At 70.2% G+C, this 9,815-nt stretch carries 9 protein-coding genes and 1 pseudogene; 3 read left to right on the top strand and 7 right to left on the bottom strand.

Going from position 1 to position 9,815, the window contains the following annotated elements:
- The 3 genes and pseudogenes from QHF83_RS51935 to QHF83_RS51945 all read right to left on the bottom strand — a co-directional run.
- Positions 1–214: pseudogene (locus tag QHF83_RS51935) on the bottom strand (hypothetical protein); the annotation flags it as partial.
- A gap of 126 nt (positions 215–340) precedes the next feature.
- Complete coding sequence (locus QHF83_RS51940) at positions 341–1,051, bottom strand: hypothetical protein (protein WP_282425625.1); 711 nt, start codon at positions 1,049–1,051, stop codon at positions 341–343.
- Positions 1,052–1,180: 129 nt separating this feature from the next.
- Positions 1,181–2,389 carry a hypothetical protein gene (locus tag QHF83_RS51945; RefSeq protein ID WP_282425626.1) on the bottom strand — a complete coding sequence of 403 codons (1,209 nt, stop codon included), beginning with the start codon at positions 2,387–2,389 and terminating at the stop codon, positions 1,181–1,183.
- Between the two features lie 93 nt (positions 2,390–2,482).
- Here QHF83_RS51945 and QHF83_RS51950 point away from each other — a divergent pair, with 93 nt between their 5' ends.
- Complete coding sequence (locus QHF83_RS51950; RefSeq protein ID WP_282425627.1) at positions 2,483–4,114, top strand: helix-hairpin-helix domain-containing protein; 1,632 nt, start codon at positions 2,483–2,485, stop codon at positions 4,112–4,114.
- Positions 4,115–4,128: 14 nt separating this feature from the next.
- Here the strand turns inward: QHF83_RS51950 and QHF83_RS51955 are convergent, their stop codons facing one another.
- On the bottom strand, positions 4,129–4,452 hold the full coding sequence (locus QHF83_RS51955; protein ID WP_282425628.1) for a transcriptional regulator: 324 nt from the start codon (positions 4,450–4,452) through the stop codon (positions 4,129–4,131).
- 211 nt (positions 4,453–4,663) lie between these two features.
- Here QHF83_RS51955 and fusA point away from each other — a divergent pair, with 211 nt between their 5' ends.
- On the top strand, positions 4,664–6,775 hold the full coding sequence (gene fusA / locus QHF83_RS51960) for an elongation factor G (protein ID WP_282425629.1): 2,112 nt from the start codon (positions 4,664–4,666) through the stop codon (positions 6,773–6,775).
- Positions 6,776–6,801: 26 nt separating this feature from the next.
- Positions 6,802–7,812: a potassium channel protein gene (locus QHF83_RS51965; RefSeq protein WP_282425630.1), complete on the top strand. Its 1,011-nt coding sequence runs from the start codon at positions 6,802–6,804 to the stop codon at positions 7,810–7,812.
- Between the two features lie 9 nt (positions 7,813–7,821).
- Here QHF83_RS51965 and QHF83_RS51970 read toward each other — a convergent pair whose 3' ends face one another.
- From QHF83_RS51970 to QHF83_RS51980, 3 genes are all read right to left on the bottom strand, one after another.
- A complete protein-coding gene (locus QHF83_RS51970; protein WP_282425631.1) occupies positions 7,822–8,550 on the bottom strand; it encodes an aquaporin in 729 nt (242 codons plus the stop codon).
- 67 nt (positions 8,551–8,617) lie between these two features.
- Positions 8,618–9,391, bottom strand: coding sequence for a phosphocholine cytidylyltransferase family protein (locus tag QHF83_RS51975; protein WP_282425632.1), 774 nt, complete (start codon positions 9,389–9,391; stop codon positions 8,618–8,620).
- A gap of 109 nt (positions 9,392–9,500) precedes the next feature.
- On the bottom strand, positions 9,501–9,815 hold a 315-nt coding region (locus QHF83_RS51980; protein WP_282425633.1), incomplete at its 5' end, for a hypothetical protein.

The following is a 9,815-nucleotide window of genomic DNA, read 5'->3' on the forward strand; positions in this document are numbered from 1 at the left end:
CCTGGCCTCCAGCGCCGCCCTGACCGCCAGCGCCGCCCTGACCGCCAGCGCCGCCCTGGCCGCCAGCGCCGCCCTGGCCGCCAGCGCCGCCGGGGCCGCCCCCGCTCGACGACGAGGTCGTCGCGTTGGGCGGCGTCGGTTCGTCGCTACAACCGGCGGCGCCCACGGCGAGCGCCGCGAGGACCCCCGCCACCGAAAGGGATCGAAGCTTCATGGAACAACTCCTCATCGATGTCGCACGTCCGGGATGGGCACTACCAGGCGCGCGGAGCGGATGAAAGAGGCTTTTCGGGAGAGGAGGGTTGTTCGGGGGAAACGCGGCGGGTGATCGTCGGGACGATCACGGGCAGTTGATCTTCGTGCAACCCACGAGACCATCGTCGCTACACGTGCACGTGTTGCAACCGTCACTCGCCGGCCACGAATCTCCGGGTTGGTAGGTTTGTCCGTTGTAGGTGCACGCGATGCAGGCTTTCTCGGTGCACGCGACCGAACCGTCGGCCATGCAGGAGCACGTATTGCAGCCGTCCGTCGAGGGGAACGTGTCGCCGGCTTGGTAGGTTTGTCCGCCGTACTCGCAGGGCAGGCAGGCCTTTTTGGTACAGGCGACGGAGCCGTCGTCCGTGCACGTGCACGTATTGCACCCGTCGCTCGAAGGGAACGAGTCGCCAGGGTTGTAGCCGATGCCGTCGACGATGCACGCGGGCTCGGGGCAGGCCTTCTCGGTGCATGCGATCGAGCCGTCGGCCGTGCACGTGCACGTATTGCAGCCGTCGTCCGCGGGGAAGGTATCGCCCTCGTTGAAGACCTTGCCGTTGTGGGTGCAGCTCGTGACGCACGCCAATCGGGTGCACACGGTGGACCCATCGGCCTGGCAGGTGCACGTGTTGCAGCCGCCTGGCGCGGGGAATTCTTCGCCGACGGAGAATTGTTTGCCGTCGACCTCGCAGGCGCTGCCGCCGGCGCCAAAGAAGAGGCAGCCCGTGGCCGTGACCGAGAGCGCCGCGAATGTGAAGGCCGAAAAGCAGTAAGAAAGGGTTCGTCGGATCATGTGGTCTCCTGTGCCAGCATGAGCCAGACCCGAGGGGCTGGCCGATTGGCGACGAGCCTAGGAAGAATCGTGCCAGGGGCCGCAGGATTTCGTCGGACGTCCAAAAGCTGGACGTCCAACGGCAGGACCTCAGAAGAGAGGCGGGGAGAGCTCCCAGCCGAGGAAGCCCGGGGTGCGGGCGCGGTGCCTACCCAGGTTGTCGCCCATGATCGCGGGGCCATCGGCCGCCCAGCGCGCGGTAAAGGCGTCGCGAAGCACGAGCTCGGCGAGCTTGCCCCGCGGAGAGAAGCCCCACTCGGCCTCCTGCGAGACGTCGTCCGGGTCGGCGTAATACCGCCACACGAAGAAGCCCGCGCACGAGCGGCTGTCGAGCAGCGGCGCGATGAGGGCCTCGTACGCGAGGGCCTGCGCCTCCTCGTCGATCGTCACGTCCTTCATGCCGTCGGGCCACTCCCAGGGCCGGATCGCCGGGTCCTTGCGGGTCGTGTACCCGATCTCCGTGAGCACCACCGGGCGCCCCCACATCGCCGCGAGCCGCTCGATGCCCTCGGCGACCTTGCGGCCGCCCGCGAAGAGCTCCTCGCGCCCCGCGCCGTCCTTGTCCGCGAGCGGGTAGAACGCGTTGATGCCGACGAGGTCGAGCTCGCCGAAGATGAGCGTGTCCTCGGCGTCGTCCCAGTTCGCCGAGTAGGTCAAAAGGCCCGGGTAGACGCGGCGGACCTCCTGGATGATGGGGTAAAACAGCGCGGCGCGGCCCGTCGTGACGAAGCTCCTGAGCTCGACGCCGACGCTGAGCATCTCGGCGCCGCCCTCGGCCGCGATCTCGGCCCAGGTGAGCAGGAAGCGCTTGTACGCCGCGGCCCAGCGCTCCCAGGCCGCGTCGTCGCCCGGATCGATGAGCGCGCGCCAGCCGCCGGTCTCGACCCAGAGGTGCGGCACGAGGAAGACCTTGAGGCCACGCGCGTGCGCCTGCGCCATCGCGTGGAGGACGTTCGCGCGGTTCTCCTCGAACGGCGCCTCGAAGGTGAGGTCGATCCCGTTCGGTTTCAGGTCCCAGACGCGGCCGAACGGCGTGAGGCTGATCCACGTGGATCCGAGCGCCTTGGCCTCGTCCATCGCGCGTCCGCTCGCCGGGCTGCCGTAGCCCTTGCCGGCATGGCGGAGGCTCTCGATGGGGCCGATGGTGAGCCCGCGGATGCCGCCGCGCGACGTGTCGGCCCAGGCCGTGGGTCCGTGGAGGGGGGCGCCGTGCGGAGCGGCGACGGGCGCGGCGAACGCCGAGGCGGGGGCGGCAGCGGCCAGGACGAACAGGCTTGCTGCGGCGAAAGGAGTCCTCACGGTTCGGCGAGGGGATATAGCGCGAGAAACCCGACGTGTGGTTTGCTTTTCGCCGTCTGGTCTGGCGCGAGCAGGCGGGCGGAGAGGAAGAACATGGACAACGAAACCATCGGGAGCACGCTGGATCAGGTCGCCGATCTTCTGGAGATCGAGGGCGCGAGTGTGTTCCGCGTACGTGCTTATCGGGGCGCCGCGCGCACGGTCTCCGCGCTCGCATCGCCCGTGAGCACGCTCCCGGAGAAAGGGCCGGGTTCGCTGGAGGAGCTACCGGGCATCGGCAAGGATCTCGCCGGCAAGATCCGCGAGCTCGCGGAGACAGGCGAGCTCGCGCTCTTGCACGAGCTGAAGTCGCGCACGCCGGAGAGCTTGATCCACCTGCTAGAGCTGCCGGGGCTCGGGCCGAAGCGCGCGAAGGCGATCCACGAGGGGCTCGGGATCGACACGATCGAGGAGCTCGAGAAGGCCGCGCGTGAAGGAAGGTTGCGCGCGCTGAAGGGCGTGGGGCCGAAGCTCGAAGCGCAGATCCTGGAAGGCATCGCGGCGCGCGCGGCGCGCGGCAAGCGGATCTCGCTCGCGGAGGCGGAGGCGCAGGTCGAGCCGATCGTGGCGCGGCTGCGCGAGACCGAGGGCGTCTCGCAGATCGAGGTCGCGGGGAGCTACCGCCGGCGCAGGGACAACGTGGGCGACGTGGACATCCTCGTCGCCGCGGATGCGAGCATCGCGATCGGGAAGAAGCTCATCTCGGATCCCGCGACGGACAAGGTGCTCGCGGACGGCGACACGAAGACGAGCGTGCTCTTGAAGAGCGGGCTGCAGGTCGATCTGCGCGTGGTGCCCGTGGAGTCGTTCGGCGCGGCGATGCACTACTTCACGGGGTCGAAGGCGCACAACATCGCGATCCGCACGCTCGGCGTTCGCCGGAAGCTCAAGATCAGCGAGTGGGGCGTGTTCCAGGAGGACAAACGCCTCTCGGGCGAGCGCGAGGAGGACGTGTTCGCCTCGGTGGGGCTCGCCTGGGTGCCGCCCGAGCTGCGCGAGGATCGCGGCGAGATCGACGCGGCGCGGGAAGGGAAGCTGCCGAAGCTCGTGGAGCGCGCGGATCTGCGAGGCGACTTCGTGGAGGGAAATCTCGACGCCGACGGCATCGCGGCGATCGCGTCGGCGTGGGGCGCGAAGGGCGCGGCGTGGCTCGTGGTGCTCGGCGCGACGCGACACGACGCCCTGCGCGCGCAGAAGCACGCGGGGAAGGTGACGCTCTTCGCCGGCGCGGTGGTGCCGGTCGGCGCGGATGGTTCGATCGGGACGAGCGAGGACGTCGACGTCGTGATCGGTGAGATCCACGCGGAAAACCTCGACGAAAAGTCGATCACGCAAGCGCTCGTCACCGCGGCGAAGTCGGGGCGCATCCACGTGCTCGCGCGGCCGTGGAACGGCGGCAAACCCAAGCAGTTCGACGTGGAGGCGGTGGCGAAGGTTTGCCGCGAGCACGGCGTGCTCCTCGGGCTCGACGCGCGCCCCGGGTTCCTCGCGGGCGCCGACGGCTACGCGCGGGCCGTCAAGGACACGGGCGCGCGCATCGCCATCACGAGCCGCGCGGCGAGCGCCGACGAGGCCGCGCACATCCGCTTCGGCCTCGATCAAGCCCGGCGCGGCTGGTGCGAGGCGAAGGACGTCGCGAACACGCTCTCCGCCGAGGAGCTCGAAAACCTCCTCGCGCGCCGCTGATCAAGCCCCGAGCATCACATCGGCGCGTCCGGCGGCAACCCTGCGGCCCAGACGAACACCTCGTCCACGACCTGGACCACGAGAGCGACCAGCACGGTCACGACGGCGCCGAGCACGAGGCCCACGAGCCCGTGCAGGCGCCCTTTTCCGCGCCGCGTCACCCAGCCCCACGCCAGCATGCAGAGCGGCCCGTACCACATGAGCGCCGCCCCCCAGGTCGCCGCGTTCCAGGCGCGCTCTCGCTGGTCTTCGGACAGGCGGCTCTCGTCCCAGCGCTGGAGCGCGTAGGTCAGGGCGATCCCAAGGGCGAACTGAAGGGCAAAACGAACGACCTGCATGCGATGACGCGCGTGACGTGGATGCTACCCGAGCCCGCTCCCGTCTGGGGCGGCCTGCGAGGGGATGCCCGTGCTGGCGTGCTTCCGTGGGCTCGGCGTGGAAACCGCAGAGCTTCGTTTCCAATCCCCCTGGCAAGGGCGACCGAACAGGCGTAGAGGGGAGATCCGCCCTGCGACAAGGGGAGCGCGAGGGCGTGGACAGGAACCGACCATGACGACGACCGCGCCCAGCGACATTCGCAACGTTGCTCTGATCGGCCACAAAGGAGCCGGCAAGACGTCGCTCGCCGAGGCCATGCTCTTCGTGGCGAAGGCGACGCCCAAGCTCGGCAAAGTGGACGACAAGTCGAGCGTTCTCGACGACTCGGCCGAGGAGAAGGACCACGCTTGCTCGCTCGAAGCGAGCGTTGCCTACCTGCAATGGAACGGCAAGAAGGTGAACGTCGTGGACACGCCCGGCGAGGGCAGCTTCCTCGCCGAAACGCGCCTCGCGCTCGGCGCGGTGGACGCGGCGGTCCTCGTCGTGAGCGGCAAGGACGGCGTGCAGCCGATCACCGAGCGCGTCTTTGGCTGGGCGCGCGCGCAAGGCCTGCCCGTCCTCGTCGTCGTCACCAAGGTCGACGCGGAGAACGCGCGGCCCGACGACGTCGTCGCCGAGATCAAGGCGCGCCTCAAGGCGCCGCTCGCCGTGATGGAGCACCACGTCGGCGAGGGCCTCGACTACCAGGGCATCATCACGCTGCGCACGAAGAAGGCGTGGATCGGCAAGCCCGAGGCGCCGAACGCGATCGCGGCGAGCGAGGTGCCGACCGCCCTCGCAAGCGTGCTCGAGACGGGCCGCGGCAGGCTCGTCGACGACGTCGCCGGGACGAACGACGAGCTCACCGAGAAGTACCTGACCGAAGGTGATCTCACGCAGGAGGAGCTCGACCAGGGCCTGCGCGACGCCGTGCGCGAGGGCAAGGTCGTGCCCGTGTACTTCGCCTCGGGCACGCGCCCGAGCGGCGTCGCGGCGCTGCTCGACGGCATCGTGGAGCTCATCCCGGCGCCCACGGCGCACCCGACGTGGAAGGGCACGGTGCCCGGCGGCAAGGTCGGTTCGACGCCGGCCGCGGCCGAGCGGCCGAGCTCGACCGACGCGCCGACCGCGGTGTTCGTCTTCAAGACGTCGATCGATCCGCACGCGGGACGCACGTCGTTCGCGCGTGTCCTCTCGGGCACGCTGAAGCCCGACAGCTCGCTCCTGAACGCGTCGACGGGCAACGCCGAGCGCGTCGGCAAGATCTTCAACATCGTCGGCAAGGACGCGAAGCCCGTCGAGGAGGCCAAGGCCGGCGACATCGTCGCGCTCGCGAAGCTCAAGTCGACGCTGAGCGGCCAGACGCTCTCCGACGAGAAGCACGCGTTCCAGTTCACGGCGCCGGAGCTTCCGCCGGCCCTGTTCTCGCGCGGCGTGAAGTTCGAGGGCAAGGGCGCCGAGGACAAGGTGAGCACGGCGCTCTACAAGCTCACCGAGGAGGATCCGGGCCTCACCGTGTCGATCGAGGAGACGACGCGCGAGCTCGTGGTGAGTGGCCTCGGCTCGCTGCACCTCGAGATCACGGTCGAGCGCATCCGTCGCCGCGTGGGCATCGATGCGCGCCTCGGCGCGCCGCACATCGCCTACAAGGAGACGATCACGAAGCGCGTCGCGGGCGTTGAGGGCAAACACAAGAAGCAGACGGGCGGCCACGGCCAGTTCGGCGTTTGCTACATCGACATGGAGCCCATGCCGCGCGGCGGCGGCTTCGTCTTCGAGGACGCGGTCGTCGGCGGCGCGATCCCGCGCCAGTTCATCCCCTCGGTCGAGAAGGGCATCGTGAAGTCGATGGCGAAGGGCTTCCTCGCCGGCTTCCCGCTCGTCGACTTGAAGGTGCGCCTCTACGACGGCAAGTACCACGACGTCGACTCGTCCGACGCGGCCTTCCAGATGGCCGGCAGCAAGGCCTTCAAGGCCGCCGCGGCGCAGGCCGGCGCGGTGCTGCTCGAGCCGATCGTGAAGATGCAGGTCGTCGCGCCGAGCGTGGCGACGGGTGACGTGATCGGCGACATCAACAGCCGCCGCGGCCGCATCCTCGGCACGGACACGGTCGAGGATCAGACGATCGTGAACGCGTACGTCCCGCTCTCCGAGGTGCTCGAGTACGAGTCGAAGCTGAAGAGCATGACGCAGGGCAAGGGCACGTTCTCGATGAGCGTCGACCACCTCGCGATCTGCCCGCCGATGGTCCAGGACAAGGTCATCAAGGACAGCGGCTTCAAGGTCACGGAAGAGGAAGACTGATCTCGAAGCGCCGTCGCTTCCGATCGGTGAGGCTCCGCATCGCCGCCGCAGGCTACGTCCTGCGGCGCATGGGGCCGCCCCTCCTCTACGCCTCCCTCTACCTCATCGTCGCGACGTTCGTCCTGCGCTGGGATCTCCGGCGCGGCGGCGAGCCTTTGCCCGACTTCACCGAGACTGTCTGGTCGCTCTGGACGCTGCTCGTCTTCGAGCCGACCGAACCTTTCCCTCACACGCCCGTCGCGCGCGGCGTCTTCTGGTTGACCCCGCTCGCGGGCCTCTTCCTGCTCGCGCAGGGCGTCTTCAAGATCGGCGCGTCGCTCTTCGACCTCGCGACGCGGCGGGAGGTGTGGACGTCGATCATGACCGACATGATGAGCGGGCACGTCGTGGTGTGCGGCGTCGGGCACGTGGGCTACCGCGTGATCGAGGAGCTCTCTACCCTCGGCGAGGACGTGGTGGCGATCGAGCAGAACGACGCGAAAGGCTTCCTCGAAGCGGTGCGCGAGAAGGGCGTGCCCGTGCACATCGGCGACGCGCGACGCGACGAGCTGCTCGAGAAGGTCGGCGCCAAGCGCGCGAAGGCCGTCGTGTGCGCGACGAGCGACGACCTCGCGAACCTGGAGATCGCGCTCGACGCGAAGCGCATGAACCCGAGCGTGCGCGTGGTGATGCGCATGTTCGATCAAAGGCTCGCGGGGAAGGTCGGCGGCGCGCTCGGGCTCGATCAGTCGTTCTCGACGAGCGCGCTCTCCGCCCCGCTCATCGCGATCCAGGCGACGTACGAGGGCGTGCGCGCCGCGTACCGCATCGACGACGTCGTGCGCGTGACGGCCGAGGTGAAGGTCGGCGCGTCGCACGCCGAGGCGACGGTGATGGATCTCGAAGAGCGCTTGCCTTGCCGCGTCGTGAGCCGCCGGAAGAATCCCGACGAAAGCTTTGCACCCGTACGACCGCGCGACGTCATCCGCGGCGGCGATACACTCGTGGTCGACACGGCCGCCGTCGATCTGCCGTCCGTCCGCTTCCAGCTCGGCTGAAGGACGTGCTCAGCGCGCCCGCTCGGCTGCTGTCCGCGTACCTTCGGCCGATGCTTCGGGCGCGAACAATCCCCGGAGCGCCATCGCCGCGATCGCGCCGCCGACGATCGGTCCGAGCACGAACACCCAGAGCTGATCGAGCGCGACCCCGCCCGCGCAGAGCGCCGCGCCGAGCGCGCGCGCCGGATGCGCCGGCAAGCCCGTGACGGGCATGCCCACGAGGTGCACGAGCGTCATGCCGACGCCGCCCGCCGCCGCCGACAGCGCATGCTGCACGGCCGGCCGCGCGTGGTGTGTCGCGCCGAGCAGCACGAACGCGAGGATCGCCGAGAGCCCGATCTCCGCGGCGAGCGCGGCGTTCGCGCCGTAGAACCCGGGCGAGTGCCGCCCGAATCCGCCGGAGAGCGCCTCGAGCACGCCCGGCGCCCCGCCCGGCCTGCCGCGCGCGATCGTCACGGCGAGCCCGACGCCCGCGGTCGCGCCCGCGACCTGCGCCGCGACGTACGGCAGCACCTCCCGCGCTCGCATCCGCCCGGCGAGCGCGGCCGCCACCGTGACGGCCGGGTTCAGGTGCGCCCCGCTCACCGGCCCGAGCGCGAGCGACGCGGCGGCGAACGCGATCCCGAACGCGAGCGCGATCCCGATCGTCCCGAGCGCCGCCCCGCCCACGGCCGCCGCTCCGCACCCCGCGAAGACCACGATGAACGTCCCTACGCCCTCGGCCCAAGCTCGCCGCATGCCCGCGCCTCCTTCCTCCCCCAAGCGTAGCCCAGGGCCGGGTCGGAGTTCCCCGCGCGCCGCGATTTCAGCCGTCCGTCCGGCCTCCGCTCCACCACGACGCGGCGAGCGACGCATCCTCGACGGTATCGATCTCCATGTACCCGCCGAACGTGTCCACGCGGTGCATCGCCTCGCCCCGCTCCAGCATGTGCTGCAAGAGGTCGATCAGGTACGCCTTCTCGAACGTGCGTCCCTCCCGGAACACGCCCTCCGGGTGCGCGGCTTTCGCCTCGTCGTAGGCGCGCACGAACCGTCCCGCCCCTTCGGCCGACAGCTTCATCACCCCGATGAACTCGCCCGCCGCCTGCTCCGACACGATCCGCCGGGAGAGCTCCACGACGCGCCGGTCGTCGGCGCGCATCTTCTCCGCGTCGGTCTCCGGGTGCTGCGAGCGGCCGTGGTAGCGCCTCCGCCAGTCCGTGTCGCAGGCGAGCGTGATGTCCCAGGGCGCGCGCACGAGGTCCCGGACGATCTCGGGGCGGTAGACGATGTCCGCGTAGGTGGACACGAAGCCCTCGGCGAGGTGCTCGCGGGCGCAGAGCAGCGAGGCCAGGATGTTGTTGTGCTCCCAGCGCGTGTTTTCGACGTAGGTCAGGTCGGGGTAACGCGCCTGGATGACCTCGGCCTTGTAGCCGCAGATGAAGATGATGTCCTTGCGGGAGAAGCCGCCGGCGGCGAGCGCCTCGAGGATGCCGTCGAGCATCGGGCGTCCGAGGACGGGGACCAGGGTCTTCGGGATCTCTTCGGTCAGGTGGCGAAGCCGGCTGCCGCGGCCCGCGCCGATGATGATGGCCTTCACGGGGCGGCTCGTTAGCATGCCTTCGGGCCGGCGTCTTTGGCGCACAAAAGGCCGCGAGCGGCCCCGGAGAACCGGAGGCCGCTCGCTTCCAGCGTGTGCCGTGGGTCGATCAGTCCGCCGCGCAGGCGCCGAACGCGCCCGAGCAGCCATCGGGCTCGGGCTTGTTGAGCACGCACTGCGAGCAGTCCGCCGAGGGCTCCGCGCCGGCGCAGAGGCTGTCCGCGCAGAGCGTCGCGCAGGCGCCCATGTTGCCGCAGGAGCAAGCGAAGAGCGGGTCGTAGAGCTCCTGGGCCTGCGTGCCCTCCGCCGTCATGCAGAACGGGACGTTCGGGTCCTGGGTCGCCTCCGCGCACGACTCCGTGCACGCCGGAGCGCCGCCGGCGCCGCCCTGGCCGCCCGCGCCGCCCGTGCCGCCGCCCGCGCC

Origin of the sequence: Polyangium sp. 15x6 (genome assembly GCF_029960785.1) — a bacterium.
Lineage (GTDB): Bacteria > Myxococcota_A > Polyangia > Polyangiales > Polyangiaceae > Polyangium.